The sequence below is a fragment of the Pantoea sp. GbtcB22 genome, assembly GCF_019091025.1.
Lineage (GTDB): Bacteria > Pseudomonadota > Gammaproteobacteria > Enterobacterales > Enterobacteriaceae > Pantoea > Pantoea leporis.
In genome coordinates this window covers 1-242 of sequence record NZ_JAGXKB010000701.1, presented here as the reverse complement: position 1 = coordinate 242, position 242 = coordinate 1, and the positions used below count along the sequence as shown (strand labels likewise).

Here is a 242-nt window from a genome sequence, read left to right as displayed (position 1 = left end):
TGGAGACGCCACCCTAATCCGTACGTATTTTTTTATGTGTGTGTTCTGGTTTTGGCGAGGCAACTGATTTATTGTTAAGTGTGAGGTAAAGAAAAGCCTTTGAACGAAGAGACTCAAAGTCTGTTGGGCCTTGGCAGTGGCAACATCGTTGTGGCAAATCGTGAGCCGCTGACCATAGCAGCATCTGATCCGGCCCGCCCGTTTCAATGAAAGACGTTTCACCCTGACGGCCCACGGTTAGA

1 protein-coding gene is annotated in these 242 nt (G+C 49.2%); it reads right to left on the bottom strand.

Annotated elements, in window-relative coordinates; all coding sequences use genetic code 11:
* Nucleotides 1–13: 13 nt before the first annotated feature.
* On the bottom strand, nt 14–242 hold a 229-nt coding region (locus KVT28_RS26405), incomplete at its 5' end, for a hypothetical protein (protein ID WP_217551255.1).